Source organism: Amycolatopsis sp. NPDC054798 (assembly GCF_053611505.1).
The window spans coordinates 1-16,141 of the sequence record NZ_JBSHAM010000139.1 but is presented as its reverse complement, the minus strand read 5'-3'; the positions used below and the strand labels follow the sequence as shown (position 1 = coordinate 16,141).

The 16,141-nt window shown below is 70.1% G+C and carries 14 protein-coding genes; 5 read left to right on the top strand and 9 right to left on the bottom strand.

The window, feature by feature from the left end:
• Positions 1-137 precede the first annotated feature (137 nt).
• Positions 138-1,448 carry a glycosyltransferase 87 family protein gene (locus ACWGIC_RS41650; protein WP_452081468.1) on the top strand — a complete coding sequence of 437 codons (1,311 nt, stop codon included), beginning with the start codon at positions 138-140 and terminating at the stop codon, positions 1,446-1,448.
• On the opposite strand, the gene ACWGIC_RS41645 is transcribed toward ACWGIC_RS41650, so the two are convergent.
• The 5 genes from ACWGIC_RS41645 to ACWGIC_RS41625 form a co-directional block, all read right to left on the bottom strand.
• The gene (locus tag ACWGIC_RS41645; protein WP_003071237.1) at positions 1,435-1,644 is read right to left on the bottom strand and encodes a helix-turn-helix domain-containing protein; all 210 of its coding nucleotides are present in this window, start codon (positions 1,642-1,644) and stop codon (positions 1,435-1,437) included. The two genes, ACWGIC_RS41650 and ACWGIC_RS41645, sit on opposite strands and share 14 nt — an antisense overlap.
• A gap of 179 nt (positions 1,645-1,823) precedes the next feature.
• The gene (locus ACWGIC_RS41640; RefSeq protein WP_452081467.1) at positions 1,824-3,452 is read right to left on the bottom strand and encodes an ABC-F family ATP-binding cassette domain-containing protein; all 1,629 of its coding nucleotides are present in this window, start codon (positions 3,450-3,452) and stop codon (positions 1,824-1,826) included.
• A gap of 166 nt (positions 3,453-3,618) precedes the next feature.
• Entirely contained in the window at positions 3,619-4,296 is a 678-nt protein-coding gene (locus ACWGIC_RS41635; RefSeq protein ID WP_452081466.1) for an acVLRF1 family peptidyl-tRNA hydrolase, read from the bottom strand.
• A gap of 49 nt (positions 4,297-4,345) precedes the next feature.
• Entirely contained in the window at positions 4,346-7,207 is a 2,862-nt protein-coding gene (locus ACWGIC_RS41630) for a S8 family serine peptidase (protein ID WP_452081465.1), read from the bottom strand.
• Positions 7,208-7,422: 215 nt separating this feature from the next.
• Complete coding sequence (locus ACWGIC_RS41625; RefSeq protein WP_452081464.1) at positions 7,423-7,740, bottom strand: barstar family protein; 318 nt, start codon at positions 7,738-7,740, stop codon at positions 7,423-7,425.
• Positions 7,741-8,155: 415 nt separating this feature from the next.
• Between ACWGIC_RS41625 and ACWGIC_RS41620 the strand changes: the two genes are divergently transcribed.
• A complete protein-coding gene (locus ACWGIC_RS41620) occupies positions 8,156-8,461 on the top strand; it encodes a hypothetical protein (RefSeq protein WP_452081463.1) in 306 nt (101 codons plus the stop codon).
• On the opposite strand, the gene ACWGIC_RS41615 is transcribed toward ACWGIC_RS41620, so the two are convergent.
• Both ACWGIC_RS41615 and ACWGIC_RS41610 read right to left on the bottom strand, forming a co-directional pair.
• Positions 8,407-8,898 (bottom strand): N-acetyltransferase family protein, encoded by a 492-nt coding sequence (locus ACWGIC_RS41615; RefSeq protein WP_452081462.1) that lies wholly within the window; start codon positions 8,896-8,898, stop codon positions 8,407-8,409. The genes ACWGIC_RS41620 and ACWGIC_RS41615 overlap by 55 nt on opposite strands.
• A gap of 41 nt (positions 8,899-8,939) precedes the next feature.
• A complete protein-coding gene (locus ACWGIC_RS41610) occupies positions 8,940-10,502 on the bottom strand; it encodes a deoxyguanosinetriphosphate triphosphohydrolase family protein (protein WP_452081461.1) in 1,563 nt (520 codons plus the stop codon).
• 38 nt (positions 10,503-10,540) lie between these two features.
• On the opposite strand from ACWGIC_RS41610, the gene ACWGIC_RS41605 reads away from it, so the two are divergent.
• Positions 10,541-11,647, top strand: a complete 1,107-nt coding sequence (locus tag ACWGIC_RS41605; RefSeq protein ID WP_452081460.1) for a lycopene cyclase family protein — start codon at positions 10,541-10,543, stop codon at positions 11,645-11,647.
• A gap of 144 nt (positions 11,648-11,791) precedes the next feature.
• Complete coding sequence (locus ACWGIC_RS41600) at positions 11,792-13,471, top strand: EAL domain-containing protein (protein ID WP_452081459.1); 1,680 nt, start codon at positions 11,792-11,794, stop codon at positions 13,469-13,471.
• On the opposite strand, the gene ACWGIC_RS41595 is transcribed toward ACWGIC_RS41600, so the two are convergent.
• Together ACWGIC_RS41595 and ACWGIC_RS41590 are read right to left on the bottom strand one after the other, a co-directional pair.
• Entirely contained in the window at positions 13,455-14,105 is a 651-nt protein-coding gene (locus ACWGIC_RS41595; RefSeq protein ID WP_452081458.1) for a response regulator, read from the bottom strand. The two genes, ACWGIC_RS41600 and ACWGIC_RS41595, sit on opposite strands and share 17 nt — an antisense overlap.
• On the bottom strand, positions 14,102-15,301 hold the full coding sequence (locus ACWGIC_RS41590) for a sensor histidine kinase (RefSeq protein WP_452081457.1): 1,200 nt from the start codon (positions 15,299-15,301) through the stop codon (positions 14,102-14,104). The genes ACWGIC_RS41595 and ACWGIC_RS41590 overlap by 4 nt, the downstream gene beginning before the upstream one ends.
• An 83-nt stretch (positions 15,302-15,384) precedes the next feature.
• On the opposite strand from ACWGIC_RS41590, the gene ACWGIC_RS41585 reads away from it, so the two are divergent.
• A complete protein-coding gene (locus ACWGIC_RS41585; RefSeq protein ID WP_452081456.1) occupies positions 15,385-16,110 on the top strand; it encodes a class I SAM-dependent methyltransferase in 726 nt (241 codons plus the stop codon).
• Positions 16,111-16,141 lie beyond the last annotated feature (31 nt).

The window sequence follows — 16,141 nt, the reverse complement described above, 5'->3', positions numbered from 1 at the left end:
CCTTGAGGGAATCTGATTCCCTCAAGGAGCCCTTCACGGACCGTCTGCCAGGGCGGGGCACGGACGGGGCGGCCCGGCTCGGTAGCCTGGCGTTTCGGGGTCGGCGAACCGGGGAGGAAACGCGGGTGCAACTGCTGATGGCCCCTGCGCGCGGCGAGGCGGCTCATCCCGTGCGCGTCGTCGCCTGGGATCTCGTCTTTTATCTCGGCTGCTTCGCCTTCGCGCTCGGCACCGCGCTCGCTTCGGAGTTCTACGGCTACCGGATCTGGGGCAATTTCGCCGTCGCCGGATACGGATTGGCGGCCGCGCACAGTGCCTGGCTGACGATTTCCGCACGGCGCGGAATGCAAACTAACGGCAAATTCGGTTCGCGCTGGATCGGAATCGGCGCGGTTGTCGTACTCGCGATGTGCGCGCCGCTGCTGATGCTGGTGATCCGGCGGCTGACCGGAACGGACTGGCTGATCACCCCGTTCTCGTGGGCCGCGCAGCCCGAGGTGTGGGTGATCGAACGCAGCGCGGATCTGTTGCTGCGGAACGGAACCCCGTACCTCGACCTCTCCGCGCTCAACCGCGCACCGGAAGTGAACGACTACACGCCGTACGGCCCGGTGATGACCGTTTTCGGCTTGCCGCGCGCCTTGTTCGGCGGCAATCCGGTCCTCGACGCACTGACCGACGCGCGCTGGATGTTCGCGCTCGCCGCGGTGATCTGCGCGTACGCCTCCTGGCGGCTGCTGAACCGGCCCCGGATCCCGGTTTTCGCCGCACAGCTCGCGATCGCCTGTCCGCTGACCGCGTTGACCTGGGCCGTGGCCGGTCCAGACCTCGCGATCGTCGGCCTGCTCGTGCTGACCTTCGCGCTCGCCGCGTCCGGCCGTCCAGGATGGACTGGGTTCGTGCTGGCGCTGGTGATCAGCGCGAAACTCATCGTCGCACCGGCCGCCGCGGTGCTCGCGGTATTCGTTTACCGGCGTGCTCGCGGCGAAAATCCTTGGGCGGCAACAGGTCGCTTCGCGGCCGCGCTGGCCGCGGCGACGATCGCGCTGCATCTGCCGGTGTATCTGGCGAACCCGGAGGCGTTCACCGAGCACGTGATCCGCTTCCCGCTCGGCATGGGCGCGGTCCGCTCCCCCGCGGCGAGCCCGCTGCCCGGGCATCTGATCGCGCAGACCGGACCGGCCGGCACCGCGATTTCCCTGGTGCTGGTGGGTCTTGCGGCTGTGGCGATGCTGATCTGGCTGGCACGCCGGCCCCCCGCGACGGGATCCGCTGCACTGACGCGAACCGCCGTCGGACTCGGCGCGTTGATCCTGCTTACCCCGGCCACCCGGTACGGCTACCTCGTGTACCCGCTGGTACTCCTCGGAGCCGCGCTGACCTTCCGGACAACCGGTTCGACCGTGCGCCCCCCGCGCAGCGGCCGCGCTGACGCTACTTCTTCTTGACTCGAGTGGCCCCGCCGCGCCCCCGCAACTGGACCCCGGACTCCGACAGCACCCGGTGGACGAACCCGTAGGACCGTCCGGTGGATTCGGCCAGAGCCCGGATGCTCGAGCCCTTCTCGTATTTCTTCTTCAGGTCAGCGGCCAGCTTGTCGCGCGTGTTGCCGGTGATCCGCGCGCCTTTCTTGAGATCAGCCACGTCGATCGCCTTCCCGCCGAGTGGTTGTTCCGGGCCATTCACGGCCCCTGCCGGGGCAATGATCGAACACTACGCGCCGGATTGCCAGACGACAGCCGTAAAACGATCGAAACCGCGATCACATTGGGCCATTCCAGTGCTTTCGCCGACACGGTAAGCACCCGAACGGACGCACTGGGTCAGGCAAGCTGGACAAGTTCAAGATAATCCGCGGACCAGTGGTCCTCGGTTCCGTCCGGAAGCAGGATCACGCGCTCGGGTTCGAGCGCCTCGACCGCGCCCGGGTCGTGCGTCACCAGCACGACCGCGCCGGCGAAGCTGCGCAGCGCGTCGAGCACCTGCGCGCGGCTGGCCGGATCCAGGTTGTTCGTCGGTTCGTCCAGCAGCAGCACATTGGCTTGGCTGGACACGAGTCCAGCGAGTGCGAGCCGGGTCTTCTCGCCGCCGGACAGCGTGCCGGCGGGCTGATCGAGCTGTTCGCCGGTGAAGAGGAACGAGCCGAGCAGGTTCCGCAGCTCCTGCGCGCCGGTGTCCGGCGCGAGATGGCGGATGTTTTCCCACACCGACGCTTCGTGGTCGAGAGTTTCGTGTTCCTGTGCGTAATAGCCCAAACGCAATCCGTGACCCGGTTGGACGGATCCGGTGTCCGGCGTTTCCATTCCGCCGAGCAGCCGGAGCAATGTCGTCTTTCCGGCTCCGTTCAATCCGAGCACCACGACCTTCGAGCCGCGGTCGATCGCCAGATCGACGCCGGTGAAGATCTCGAGCGAGCCGTACGACTTGGACAATCCGTCGGCGGTCAGCGGCGTGCGCCCGCACGGGGCCGGTTCCGGGAACTTGATCCGGGCGACCTTGTCCGCCTGGCGCGTCTCGTCGAGCGCGGACAGCATCTGCTCCGCGCGCCGGGCCATGTTCTTCGCGGCGACGGCCTTGGTCGCCTTCGCGCCGAGCTTCGCCGCCTGTGCCTGCAGCGCGGACGCCTTCTTCTCGGCGTTCGCGCGCTCGCGGCGGCGGCGCTTCTCGTCGGTGGCGCGCGCGTCGAGGTAGCGCTGCCAGCTCATGTTGTAGATGTCGATCTCGCCGCGGGTGGCGTCGAGGAACCACACCTTGTTCACGACGTCGCCGAGCAGTTCGACGTCGTGGCTGATCACCACGAGCCCGCCGTCGTGCTGTTTGAGGAAGCCGCGCAGCCAGTTGATCGAGTCGGCGTCGAGGTGGTTGGTCGGCTCGTCCAGCAGCAGGATCGTCTCGGATTTTCCGCCGGCTCCCGCCTCGGCGGCGGCGAACAGGATCCGGGCCAGCTCGACGCGGCGGCGCTGACCGCCGGACAGCGTGCTGAGCGTCTGGGCGAGGATGCGGTCGGCGAGGCCGAGGTTCGAGCAGATCCGCGCGGCCTCGCTCTCCGCGGCGTACCCGCCGAGCGAGGAGAACCGCTCCTCCAGCCGCGCGTAGCGGTTGATCGCCTTGTCCCGCTGCTTGTCGTCGACCAGCTCGGACATCGAGGTCTGCGCCTTTTCCATGTCGCGCAGCAGGGTGTCGAGCCCGCGCGCGGACAGCACGCGGTCCTTGGCGGTGACCGACAGGTCGCCCTCGCGCGGGTCCTGCGGCAGGTAGCCGAGTTCGCCGCTGCGGCGGACGTCGCCCGCGTGCGGTTCGCCCTCGCCCGCGAGGACCTTCAGCGAGGTGGTCTTGCCCGCGCCGTTGCGGCCGACGAGGCCGATGCGGTCGCCGGACTGGATGCGGAGGGTGGCGCCGTCGAGCAGAATGCGCGAACCGGCGCGCAGCTCGAGGCCAGTGGCCGTGATCAAGAGAACTCCCGGAGACGGGGGGGTCAGATGGACGTGCTGGAGCGCCCCGGCACCGCGTGCGATGCGGGGCGGGCGGCTACTCTCTCTGAATCCGCACCAATGCCCTGTTGACCACGAACCCAGTGTACGGGTCGGCGTCGAACGGTTTTCGCGGCCGTGTCCGGATTCACTCGCGGCCCGCGGCCGGGTCGCGCACCACCAGGTCCACCGCACGCGCCCGCTGCGCGGCTTCGGCCAGCACTTCGCGGCGGGGTTCGGGGATCTCCAGCACTCGCGGCTCGGCCCGGTCGAACAGTGCGGCGAGCCGTCGGTCGGCGCGCAGTTCGCCCAGTGCCCGGCGGTCTCCGCCGAGCACTACAGCGTCCACTTCGGACAGTCGAGGCAGCAGAACCTCGTACGCGTCTTGCGCGGCCGATTGCAGCGCGGCTCGAGTCTGGCCTTCGCGACGGCGCGCGAAGCGTTGCTGCGACCAGCCTCCCGCAGCGGTCCGGCCCTGCACGTGATGCCGGTCGGTTCGAGAGAGGACCACGCGGCCGTCGTGAGCGAGTCCGAGCGAGTGTCCGCCTTTCCGGACCAGCAGCAGCGCGATCAGTCGTGGTGTCCGCACGTGCCGGAGCAACGGTTCGACGGCCAGGCCGGGGTATTCGCCCTGTTCTGGCAATGGTCCAAAGGGGACGGTCGCGGTGGCCGTAGTGCCGTTTCCGGCGGAGACAAGCACTTCTGTCGCAGTGAGGACCGTGGTGCGCACGCCGTCGTTGCGTTGGGCGAAGCGCGCGAACCAGCCGTCGAGCCGTTCCGGCGGGACCACCACCGCCCGTCCGCCGCCTGCGACCTGCCGTGCCATACCGGAAACGGTACGGGGCCGCCGCGCATCGCGACGGCCCCGCATCTGCTCAGGCGAGCTGAGGCCGGACCGGCCCCGTGGTCACCGTCTTGTGCACGTCCGCCGGATGCCCGGCGGCCACGTACCCGTTGACGTGCAGCGAAACGCTGCGGATCGAACCGGTGTCACCACCGGTGGTGTCGGTCACCTTGAGCGTCCACGTCCCGTCCGCCGACGTGCCCGGCTGGCTCTGCGGCGCGACCGGGCGGTAGGTGCCGGTGAACGGAGCGTCCGCGGACCCGGTCGTGCTGAACAGCTTCGCCGCGGAATCGTCGAACACCACCTGGCAGAGGTTGTTGCCGCTGCCGCCGCCCTTCTGGAACAGCGTCGCCGTCGCCCCGGACGGCGAGGTCAGCGTGCCGACCAGGTCGTTGACGTAGGTGTGGTCGATGCCGACCGTGGTCGCCTTTTCCGCCGCGGTGCAGGTGCTGCCGTCGATCGACAGCGACACCTTCGACGCCGGTCCGACACCGCTCACCACGAGCGGAACCGACGCGCCGAGCTGCGAGTTGTCCGGAATCGCGACCGCCGGACCGGCGTAGGCGAACGTCTGCGCGACCGGCGACGGCGTGCCGACCGGCAGCGCGAACGTGCTGGTGCGCGGCGAGTACGAGCCCGCGAAAGTCACCCTCGCATTGAGCACCACCGGCGAGCCGAGCTGCTGGCTTGCCGGAACCGTGACGGTGAAGTCGTTGATTCCGGTCTGCCCGGGACTGATCGTTCCGTACGACTTCGCCCGAGGCGCGATCGTGACGCCCGGCGTGGGCGAGGTGAGCACGACGCTCGTGGACACCGCCGTGCCGTCGCCGTTGTTCTTCACCGGCAGCGTGACGGTCGCGGTGTCGCCGGGGTTGAGCGTGCTGCCGCCGTTGGACCCGCGAACTGTCGGCTGTCCCGCCTCCGCGTACGGCTGCGGGCTGGCTCCGGTGTACGTCAGAACCTTGTCCGCCAGCAGCACACCGGCACCGGTGAGGTTGTCCGTGCCTGGCGCTTCGATGTCCACCGCCGTCTTCAGGAACGCCTCACGGATGTCCGAAGAGGACAGTCCGGGGTTGCCGGACAGCACCAGGCTCGCGATCGCCGCCGCGTGCGGTGCGGCGGCCGAGGTGCCGAAGAACGGGTCGAATCCGCTCACCGACGTGTGCACGCCGTCCGCCGCGGTGATTTCCGGCTTCTGCCGTACTTCTCCGCCGGTCGACGACACGTCGCCGGGCGTGATCGGCGTTCCGTTGGCTTCGTAGAACACGCGCCGCGGACCGTCCGAGCTGAACCGTTCTGCCTTGCTGGCAGCCGAATACGCCGCCGGGTACGGGCCGGTCGGGTTCGCCGGGTCGCCCGGTTCGAGAGGACGGCCGAACGCCGCCTCCGCCGGTGCCGCGGCGACCGCGAACGCCTTGCGCGCCGCTGCGTGGCCCACGACCGCGCCCGGCGTGGAGTACGCCTTGAGCCCGTCCGCCGAGTCGCGGAACCGGCTGCCGAACGCCGTCAGCGAGAGATACCGGGCGGCCCCGGAGAACTTCACCACGGCGAGCCGCAACCCGGTGCCGCCGAACAACGGAGTGGCCAGCTGCTCGTACGGATCTTGCGTGCCGTTCTGGACGTCCTGGCTGAAGCTCACGACGTTGCCGCGCGCGTCGAGGAGGTAGAGGTCGTAGTCGTCGGCAGCCGCGCCGATCGGGTCCGACCAATGCAGCGTCACCGGGACGTTCGCCGACGACGCGTCCGAGACAGGCTCGAACACCTGCTTTCCGGCCGCGCCGGCGAAGTTGTGCGCCGTGCCGGCGAATTTGCCGATCGAGATGCCCGAATCGGCGAAATCGCCTTCCCAGTGCGCTGCGGTGCCGTCGGCGACGTTGCCTTCGTTGCCCGCGGAGGAGAAGTAGAGCGCGCCGTCGGCCGTCACGTCGTTCACCGCTTGCGCGATGATCCAGTCCTGGAACGGGGATTCCTTGAAGTAAATGACGTCGTCGACGATCACGTCGCAGTGCGCTTCGAAACGGAGCTTGCGGATGTTGTCGGCGAAACTCGCGTCGGAGGTGAATGCCGTCGCGAAACCGAGCTTCGCGTTCGGAGCGAGGTCGTGGATGATCTCCAGTATCGCGGTGCCCTCGTCGCCGCTGCCGGCTTGTCCGGCAAGGACGTCGACGGCAGGAAGCTCGCCCTTGGTGCGGGAAACCTCCAGCGAGTCGACGCCGTCGGACAGCGCGCACGCCTTGACTCCGGTGCCGGTCACGCCGAACTGCTGGCGCGCCGTGTCCGCGTTGTGCGCCCGGTCCCCCGCACTGACCACTTGCGCCTTGGTCCCGAGGGCTTCCTTGAGCTGCCGGTCAATCCGATCAGCCTTCTGCTGCTTGGTTTCCGTGCCGTCTTTGTTTTCCCGCTGCCGTGCCGTCATCGCCTGATCCGCGGTTTCGACGTGCTTCACGTCGCCGCGTTTCGCGATCTCCGGCAATGCGGTCAGCGGCACCTCGGCCCGGATGCTCGCCGCCGCGCTCGACACCGCGCGCACCTCGGCCCCGGCCTTGCGCAGGTCGCTGACGAGGCCGTCGCTGACCTGCGTGACCCTGATGTCGACCAGTGCTTTGTCCGCGGTCTTCGCGATTCCCGGCAACGCGGCCGCGCTCAGGCTCCGCGTGCGCATCTTCTCCTGGACGAGCAGCTTGCTGTCTATTTTGGACTCAGCAGCGGTCTGCCCGGCTTTCACCGCTTGCAACGCGGCGATCTGACTGTTCGCGGCGGAGTCCACAGCAGACTCCTGCGCTCCGGCTAGGGGCGGGGTCGCCAACCCGGCGGCGAGCACCGCCGCGGCGACCACGCCCGTCCGTCTTCTTGCGGTTTTCGTCGAGGCTCCAGGTGAACGGGTACGACGCATGTGCGCCTCCGATCTCACACCGCGCGCCCCGACTCACGCTGGCCAACGCCGGTGATCACCGGCTGGATCCAGCTAAGTCCCACTTCTGTCCGGGAAAAACGGCCGTTGGGGTGACGTTGGCGGGGCAATTTCCGGTGCCCGCCGGACGTCGTAGGCTGTTCGGCCGAGCCGCTGCCGCCCCGGCTGTCTTGCCGATGCCGGACCGGACAGCGGGTTCACCGTTCGCGCAGTTCGACCCCATGATCGCGGAAGACTTCCGCGACCGCGTCCACGAACGCGTCGCCCAAGACGCGTCGGGAGGCCGCAGCAGCGTTCCAGAGCACCGAATAGCGGGGCGGTGAACCGGATCCGCTCCGGAGACAGTCGTTGAGCGCGTCCAAGTTGCTGCCGAAGTAGCCGCCCGGCCCGTTCGCCGCCTCGCCGAGGGCGCAGTAGAACGAATCCTTCGAAGGCAGCTCCCGACCGTCGAGGACGAGGTCGCCGGTGCCGTAGCGCATCGCGTCTTTCCCGGAAACGAACCACGCGTTTTGCACGACGTGGAGCCAGTCTCCGTGCTGCGCCGTGGGATACCGGGTCCACTCGCGAGGAAGAATCGAGCCGCAATTCCAGGCGGACGGGCCCGTAGCGGCCGATCGCTTTTCCGGAATGGTCGACTACCTCGATCACCGCCTCACCTGGTGCCGTAATTGGCCACCAGTGCACCCGCGAACTCGCCCGGAACCGGCCGCCGACCGCCATCCACACATACGACTCGACAGCCCCCGCCGCGTCCAGGAACGGGCCGAACCGCTCGCGCCACCCGTCTCGGGCCGCAGCGTCCGGAAAACCTTGGAAAACCGCCACCTCCGGACCGCGTTCGCCCCAGCAGCCCCACTTCCCGGACGGCCCCGTCACCGCGACGACGTCCGCCGAAACCGCGATCGAGTCCAGGAAGCCACCGTCCGATTCATGCCCGATCGCCGCCCAGTAACCGTCCGTGCCCGCGTCCGCGGGCAACGAAACCGTCCGCTGGGCACCAGGTTCGAGCACCAGCAGATCGACACGCTCGTCACCGTGCCAGCGAGCCAGTTCGCCAAGCGCGGGCCAGAGTTCCGGAGCCAGCACCGCGTCGTACTCGCAGAACAGGAAATCCCCTTGGACTTCCCGGAAAACCTGGCCCGGCAGCCGCGCGCCGAGATCGAAAACCTCCGCGAAGCCGGTCACAGCTCCAGCCACATGATCCGCAACCCGACCCGTCCCTCGACCGGATGCTGAAACGCGCCCGGCGCCACTCCCAACGTCACGAACCCCACGCTCTCGTACAACCGGATCGCCGCGACATTGGTCTCGACCACCGCGTTGAACTGCACCGCCGCGAACCCGGCCCGCCGAGCCCAGGCGATCAGATCGACGACCAGCGCCCGGCCCACCCCCGAACCGCGCGCGTCCCGGGCCACCATCAAACTCCCCGAAGCGACATGGCTGCCCGGCCCCGGCCGATTCGCATACATGTTCGCCGTGCCCAGCACCCGATCCCCGTCCGCCGCGACGACCACCCGCGCCGGAGCGGGCAGCAGCCACTGCTTCCGGGCGTCCGCCTCGCTCATGGCCGGGTCGTAGGGAAACGTCTGCTGCTCGGTCACCACGTCCCGGACGATCGGCCAGATACGCGGCCAATCGTCCTCTCCGGCTTCCCGGATCGTAAAAGGCATCTGCCTACCGTGCTGATCAGCCAGCCGAATGCGCAACCTATTTACAGCACAAAAGAATCCGACCAGGGCTGACTCGACCGCCCGGACAAGGCGTCCAGCAACGTCACCGCCTGCTTGTCCGTCAGCGAAGCCACGAAGTCCACGACAGCCCGTCCCCGAGCCAGCCCGCGCACCGCGTCCGCGCCTTCGATCCGCTCGCCGGTCGCGCCGACGAGCAGTTCCGGCGCGGTCCGGGCGAGGTCCGAGTACTCGCCGCGGGCCAGTTCCATCAGGTCGTGCAGCCGCCGCGGCAGCCGGGACGCCTCGTCGCGGTCCAGCAGCCACGCGTCCAGCGCGTCGACCAGCGTTGTGACCAGGCTGGCCTGGCCGCGCTGGTGCAAGGCGAGATCCGGGCGCAGCAACACGAACCGCCGGTGGACGAACTTCAGCACCTGCACCTCGTGCCATTGCGCGGGCCGGAGGGCGACGTGCCCGGACCGCGTCGGGGGCGATGGCAGGACGTAAACCCCGTCCACCAGCCGCACCATCCAGTTCGCCGAGAACGCGGCGGTCGCTTGCTCGGCTTCGGTCGAGCCGTCGAAGCCGTCCGCGAGCAGGCCGTCGACCAGTTCGCGCTGGACTCGGGCGACGGCCGCGGCGAAGGCGTCGTCGTCCACGATCCAGCTGTCCTTCAAGTGCATCCGGCGGCGCATCCGCTCCAGCGAACGGCCTGGGCGGCGTATTTCCGCGGTCAGCCGGGCGTCGTCCAAAGAGGCCAGTTCGACGGCGTGCGCCAGCCACTCCCCCAGTTCGGCGGCGACGGGGGCGTGTTGCAGGACGCCGATGCGGTGGAAATCCTGCAGGTCGTGGATCGCGTACGCGATGTCGTCGGCAGTGTCCATGACGGACGCTTCCACCGTCTGCTGCCACGGCTCGATCCGGCCGGCGAACGGGGCCCGCGCCTGTTCGAAATCGTCCAATTCCGTGACATAGGCGGAAAACTTGCTCGCGCCGGTGCCGGGAGCGTCGTCCGGTTCGGCGGCTCCGCGCGGCTGCTGCGCCATCGAGGTCGGATGCGGCTGCGGGTAATGCAGCCGGGCCCACGGGTACTTCAGGACCGCGGCGCGCACCGCGGTCGTCAGGTCGAGGCCGATCGCGGACGGACCGCGCACGTCCGTCGTGGTGATGATGCGGAACGACTGCGCGTTGCCCTCGAACCCGTCGGCGAGGCCGAACCGGTGCCGCGCGATCCGGTCCAGGATCTGCTCGCCGAGGTGCCCGAACGGCGGGTGCCCGAGGTCGTGCGCCAGCGCCGCGGCCTCGCACGCGTCCGGATCGCAGCCGCCGAGCTTCGCGGCCAGTTCGGCCGACTCGCTCGACCCGGTGATCCGCTCCGCGATCCCGCGCGCGACCTGCGCGACCTTGAGGCTGTGCGTCAGCCGGTTGTGCAGCAGCCCGGCGCCGCCGGCGCTGACCACCTGGGTGACCCCGCCGAGCCGCGCGAAGAACGGCGACGCGGTGATCCGGTCGCGGTCGACGCGGAACGGGCTGGTCGCCAGATCGGTGAACCCGCCCGCCCCGTTCTCCGGGTCCCGGCGCGCTGCCCTCGGATCGGTCTCGTCCATGTGTCCCACCGTATCCGGCCGTACGGCAGGATCGCGGGATGACCGACGTGCTGGTGGCGGGCGGCGGCCCGGCCGGACGGGCGCTGGCGGCCGCGTGTGCCCGGCGAGGGCTGGAAACCGCCGTGCTCGACCCGGATCCGCACCGAAAGTGGCCGAATACTTACGGACTGTGGGCGGACGAAGTGCCTGAGCTGCCAGCGAAGGCGATCGCGGCGGCTCCGGCGGCCACGCTGGCGTTCGGCACCCGTGAGCACCGCGTCGACCGTGCGTACCGGGTGCTCGACAACGCCGGTCTGCGCGCATGGCTCACCGAGCCGCCGGTCCAGGTCATCGCGGGCAAGGCGACCGGCGCGAAGCACGGTCCGCACGGGTCGACAGTCCTGCTCGCCGACGGTCGGCGGCTGGCGACGGCGGTGTTCGTCGATGCTTCCGGCGCGCCCAAGCTCCGCGGCCCCCGCGCCGAGCAGACCGCGTACGGGCTCGTGCTGCCCGCGGATCAGGCCGAACGACTGGCTCCGGCCGACACCGCGGTGTTCATGGACTGGCGCGACGGCACGGACAGCTTCCGCTACGTCCTGCCTCTCGGCGACGGCTCCGTACTCGTCGAGGAGACGTCCCTGGCCCGCAAGCCGGGGCTCCCGTTGCCCGAACTCGCGCAGCGGCTGCACGCGCACCTCGCTGCGGCCGGAATCCGCCCCGCGGGCCGCGTCGAGCGAGTGCGGATCGTGCTCGACGTCCCGCTGCCGAAGCGCGACCAGGCGGTGCCGTTCGGGGTCGCGGGCGCGCTCGTGCACCCGGCGACCGGTTACAGCCTCGCCACCGCGCTGCAGCTCGCGCCTCGCGTCGCGGACGCTCTCGCGGACGCGTTCGACGCAGGTCCGGCGGCCGCGGCCGGTGCGGCCCGGAAGGCATTGTGGCCAGCCGACGCGCGCGCTGTGCATGCCTTGCGCCGCCACGGACTCCGTGCATTGTGCGGAATGTCACCTGCCCAGTCGGCGCAATTTTTCGATCTGTTCTTCGCGCTCCCGGTCCCGGCGCAGCGCGCGTTCACCTCGGGCCGCGCCGACCTCCCCGGAACCGCCGCGACCATGGCAAACCTGTTCCGCGCGGCCCCGGCCGGCCTCCGCCGGAGGCTGCTCGGCTGACCACGTGCGGTGATTTTTCCCGCTCCCGAACGAGGGAACGGAAAAGCATTTTGTTACTCCGATCCGGTGGCCGAAGTGCCGCCCTGGTGAACATCAGCTGACAACGGTTTCGCCACCGCCGTGAACGGTGCGAGTATCGCCTCCGTGACGACGCTGCGTGCGGTCCGATTCGCCTTCCAGCCGATGTACAGCTTGCACACCGGCGGGGTCGTCGCGTACGAGGCGCTGGCCCGGCCGGGCCGGGGCACGGCGCACGAACTCCTCGCCGAGGCCCGCCGCGCGGGCCGGCTCACCGAGGTCGACCTCGGGCTGGCCGCCGCCGCGGTGCGCCAGGAGGCCGAGCGGCCCAGCGCGCTCCCGCTGCACCTCAACCTCTCCGCGCGCACCCTCGCGTCGCCGCTGGAGGCGTTCGACGAGCTGATCGCAGAACTCGGCGCGGCCGGGCGGCGCACCCGCGACGTGGTGCTCGAGGTCGGGCCGCCGTTCACGCATCTGCCGACCGGCCGCCTGCTCGACGGCATGCGCGCGCTCACCGAACTGGGCTTCCGGCTCGCCCTCGACGGGCTCGGCCGCGGCGACCTCCCGCTGGCGCTGCTCGCGCAGTCGCCGGTGGACCTGGTGAAACTCGACCGCAGCGTGCTGCGCGGCCTGCCCGGCGACCCGGCGTCCACGGCCGTCGTCGAGGCGCTGCTGCACTACACGACGCGCACGAACATCCGGCTGGTCGCGACCGGGATCGAAACCGAGTCGCAGCTCGACGCGGCGCAGAGCCTCGGCGTCCGGATCGCGCAGGGCAACCTGCTCGCGCCGCCCGCCGCGCACCGGTCCGCTTCGGCTTCCGGCGCGGTCCTCCCGGAGGACCGGCGCTCGCCCGCGCCGCCGCAGGCCCCGCGCGTCGGCGATTTCCTGCGCCCGGCCACGACCTTGCCGGTGGACGCGACCTGCGACGACGTCCGCGAGGTGCTCGCCGCCGCCGACGCGCCGAGCGGCGTGGTGGGCGTCGACGCGGACAACCGTCCACAGTGGTCAGTCGACCGGACGCGTTTCCTCGTCACCATCACCGGTCCGTACGGGCACGCGCTGCACGCGAAGCGGTCCGCCGCCCGGCTGGCGGACAAACCGCACCTGATCGAGGCGGGCGCGAGCGCGCTGGAGTTCCTGGAACTGGTCACCGACGCCGACTGGGGCCGCACCGGCGACGATGTCGTGGTGGTCGACGCGGCCGGGCGCTGCCTCGGCGTGGTGCTGGTGACCGAGGTCGTGCGCGGCGTCGCCGAGGCGAAGGTCGAGGAGGCGGTCACGCTCAGCCCGCTCACCCGGCTGCCGGGCAGCGAGGCGGCGGCCCGCGACGTCGAACGCCGGATCGCCAGCGGAGAGCCGTTCGTGGCGGCGTGGCTGGATGTCGACGCGTTCAAATCGGTCAACGACAACGCCGGTTTCGCCGCGGGCGACGACCTGATCCGGGCACTGGGCGAAACCCTCACCGACCTGTCCCGGCGGCTGCCGCGAATGCGCGTGAGCCACGTCGGCGGCGACGATTTCCTGATCGTGTGCGACGTGGACGAAATCGGCACGGTCGCCGCGGCACTGCTCGACACGCACTGGTCCGCCGAAGGCATGCCGGTCACGGTGTCCCTGGCGACCCTCGTCTGCGGCAGCGGCGCCATTCCGTCCTATCGGGACGCTTCCCGGCTGCTCGCGCCGCTCAAGAAACGCGCCAAGGCCGTCCCCGGTTCGAGCTGGGTCCTCTCCCGTCCCGGCAGCGACCGGGTCGAAGTCCTGCGCGGCATCGGCCGGGACGTCGCCATCAGCCGGTCGGCGTGACGAACCCCGATTCGTAAGCCCGGATCACCGCCTGCGTCCGGTCCCGCGCGCCCAGCTTCGACAGCACATTCCCGACGTGCGTTTTCACCGTCTGCAGCCCCAGATACAGCTCCGCGGCGATCTCCCCATTGGACAGTCCGGCCGCCATCAGCCGCAGCACGTCGCGTTCCCGTTCGGTCAGGAAGTCCAGCGGGGCCGCGGAACCCGTCGCGGGCGCACGGCGCGCGGCCATTCCCCGGATCGCCGCCGGGAACAGCAGCGAATCCCCCGCCAGCACCGTGCGGATCCCGGCGGCGATCTCCTCCGGCCGAGCGCGTTTCAGCAGGAATCCGCTCGCCCCGGCGAGCAACGCGTCGTACACGTAGTCGTCGTTTTCGAAGGTGGTCACCACGATCACCTTCGGCGGTTCGTCCATAGTGGACAGCAGATGCTCAGTCGCGCGAATCCCGTCCACCGCGGGCATCCGCACGTCCATCAGCACGACGTCCGGGCGCAGCTGCGCGACGAGTCCCGGCACCTCCGCGCCGTCGGACGCCTCGCCGACCACGGTCAGGTCCGGTTCGCTGTCCACGATCGCGCGCAGCCCGGCCCGGATCAGCCGTTCGTCGTCCACCAGCAGGACTCGCACGCTCACCGGTTCCCCCACGGCACCGTCACCACGACCTCCCAGTTTTCGCCCACCGGCCCCGCGGACAGCTTGCCACCCACCAGTTCCGCCCGCTCCGCCATGCCCCGCAGACCGCGGCCGCCCCGGGCGCGCGACGGCCGGGCCGCACCGAGCGGGTTCGCGACCGCGGCGCGCAGCTGCCCGTCCGCGACCGCCAGCGCGACGGTGACCGGCACCTTCCCCGCGTACCGCACCGCATTGGTGAGGCATTCCTGCAGGATCCGGTACACCTCGCGGGAAACGACCGCCGGCACTTTCGCGACGTCGCCCTGCACTTCGACGCGGCAATCCGTGCCGGACTGCTGCGTCACGGTGATCAGCGCGGGCAGGTTGGCGAGGCCCGCGTGCGGCGTCCGGTCGCGTGCTTCGTCGCGAAGCAGGCCCAGCACGTGGTCGAGGTCGTCGAGCGCGGTGCGGGCCGATTCCTCGATCGCGGTGAGCGCTTCTTCGGTGAAACCGGGGTCGGTGTGCAACGTCCGCCGCGCGGCACCGGCTTGCAGCGTGACCACCGAAAGCGCGTGGCCGACGGAATCGTGGAGTTCGCGCGCCAGCCGGGTGCGTTCGGCGAGCTGGTCGGTGCGGCGTTCCAGCTGCGCGATGCGTTCGGCGGCGGACCAGCCGAGCAACCGGGCCGCCGCGCGGCGCAGCAACCCGCCGAGGCCCCACACGACGTAGATCAGCACGACGAAAGCCGCCACGAACACCGCGGGCAGCCACGTCGAGGCCCAGCCGCGCGGAACCGTCGCCTGGAAATCCGGCGTGTCGACAAGCCGACCGGTGAAGACCGCGTTGATCGCGAACCCGAATCCTGCTGGTACCGCGAGCGTCGCGAGCCCGACGACCGCGCCGGTCACGACGTGCAGCACGAACATCGCCGCGCAGCGCAGGCGTCCGCGTCCGGGCGCGGGCTGGCCGAGCAATTCCCGCACCGCCGCGGCCTCCAGCACCCGCACCGCGGGCAGGAACGCGGTCGCGCCCAGCACGACGAGCGTCACCAAGAATCCGACGAGGCTCGCCCATCCCACCGTCGTGGTGAACGGCATCAGCGAGGGCATCGCGATCATCGCGAAAAGCAGATACGGCACGCTGAGCGCGGCACCGAGGATCAAGTACACCCATCGTCGATAGGTGACCGCGCTGACCAGCGGACGGAAGAAACGCACCCGCCAATCCTGACAGGCGGCCCCGGCGGACGCCTCCCTCCGGAGCGGGACCCGGACGCCGATTTTCTGGCAACGTGGACCGCATGCCTCCTGAAGAGAGCACCGCGGTCAACGATTACGACCTGCTGGCGGAGACCTACACCGCCTGGTCGGACACTGAAATCCAGAACGCCTACTACGAGCGGCCCGCCGTACTGGCCCTGGCCGGGGACGTGGCCGGACGGCGCATTCTCGACGCGGGCTGCGGCGCCGGACCGCTGACCGTCGCACTGCGCGAACGCGGTGCCGAAGTGTCCGGATTCGACCTCAGCAGCGGCATGCTCGAGATCGCCCGCCAGCGGCTCGGGCCCGACGTGGACTTGCGCGTCGCCGACGTCGCCGAGCCGCTCCCCTACCCCGACAACGCATTCGACGACGTCGTCGCCTCGCTAGTGCTGCACTATCTGGAGGATTGGGACCCGGCGCTCGCCGAGTTCCACCGCGTCCTCAGGCCCGGAGGACGGCTGATCGTGGTGGTCGATCATCCGTTCGCGATCCATCTGCTGCAACGCCAAGCCGGGCACAAGACCGACTACTCGGCGACTTACCAGTGGACCGAAGACTGGGAGGTCGACGGCCGCACCACGCCGATGAGCTTCTGGAACCGGCCGCTGCACGCGATGACCGACGCGTTCACTGCGGCGGGATTCCGGATTTCCGTGCTCAGCGAACCGAAACCGGCGCCGGAGGCGGAGAAGCTGTTCCCGGAGGACTACCGGATGCTGTGCGTCAGCCCGAGTTTCCTGTTCTTCGTACTGCAAGCCGAGTAGGGCGTCGTGAGTGGTGGCGCCGGTTAGAACC

Excerpts from the sequence above, each read along its gene's own strand:
- ACWGIC_RS41585 (WP_452081456.1), top strand. The coding sequence starts at position 15,385 with ATGCCTCCTGAAGAGAGCACCGCGGTCAACGATTACGACCTGCTGGCG.
- ACWGIC_RS41635 (WP_452081466.1), bottom strand. The coding sequence starts at position 4,296 with ATGGCACGGCAGGTCGCAGGCGGCGGACGGGCGGTGGTGGTCCCGCCG.
- ACWGIC_RS41610 (WP_452081461.1), bottom strand. The coding sequence starts at position 10,502 with ATGGACGAGACCGATCCGAGGGCAGCGCGCCGGGACCCGGAGAACGGG.
- ACWGIC_RS41615 (WP_452081462.1), bottom strand. The coding sequence starts at position 8,898 with ATGCCTTTTACGATCCGGGAAGCCGGAGAGGACGATTGGCCGCGTATC.
- ACWGIC_RS41605 (WP_452081460.1), top strand. The coding sequence starts at position 10,541 with ATGACCGACGTGCTGGTGGCGGGCGGCGGCCCGGCCGGACGGGCGCTG.
- ACWGIC_RS41620 (WP_452081463.1), top strand. The coding sequence starts at position 8,156 with ATGCCCGATCGCCGCCCAGTAACCGTCCGTGCCCGCGTCCGCGGGCAA.
- ACWGIC_RS41630 (WP_452081465.1), bottom strand. The coding sequence starts at position 7,207 with ATGCGTCGTACCCGTTCACCTGGAGCCTCGACGAAAACCGCAAGAAGA.
- ACWGIC_RS41650 (WP_452081468.1), top strand. The coding sequence starts at position 138 with ATGGCCCCTGCGCGCGGCGAGGCGGCTCATCCCGTGCGCGTCGTCGCC.